At 60.0% G+C, this 623-nt stretch carries 1 protein-coding gene; it reads left to right on the top strand.

Annotated features, from left to right (window positions below; genetic code table 11):
- A partial coding sequence (locus AACY45_RS27415) for a hypothetical protein (protein ID WP_339548587.1) occupies window positions 1–623 on the top strand: 623 nt, incomplete at both ends.

A 623-nucleotide genomic window follows, 5' to 3' on the forward strand; every position in this document is an offset into this window, starting at 1 on the left:
GGGATCGTGGCGGCTAGCGGGACTGCTTTCCTTGGTGCCGTATACGTCGCGACGCTGATCGCTGGCCTTTTGTCGCTCCGGTCGCTGCAGCAACCGATTCCGGACCCGCTATTCTCTTTTCTGGAGATCGAGATCCTCTTGCTGATGCCGCTATTCGTCGCGCTTATGGTTTCGGTACATGCATGGGCCGGCGCGGGTGCCAAGGTGTTCAGCCTTATGGCTCTTGTCTTCGCGGGCGTCTTGGCGGGCCTGACATCCGCCTTACACTTCGTCATACTTATTGTCGGCCACCAAGCAGCGTTCTCCAAACTGTCGCCCCTGTTGCTGTCGTTCAAATGGCCCTCGATAGCCTATGCGATCGACATTCTTGGGTGGGACATTTTCTTCGCGCTCTCCGTGCTGTCGGCGGCTCCAGTCTTCAGCGGCGGTCGGCTCGCCACGACGATACGCGTGCTACTGGCAACCAGCGGGACGCTGGCGCTTGCCGGGCTGAGTGGCGTCGTCCTTGGCGACATGCGGTTCCGCAACATCGGAATCGTTGGTTACGCAGGTGTTTTTCCAAGCACGGCGGTGCTGCTCGCGATCCTATTTCAACAGTCGCCGCCTCAAAACGCCTGCCAGGC

Origin of the sequence: Pseudomonas sp. RA_35y_Pfl2_P32 (assembly GCF_963970735.1) — a bacterium.
Classification (GTDB): Bacteria; Pseudomonadota; Gammaproteobacteria; order Pseudomonadales; family Pseudomonadaceae; genus Aquipseudomonas.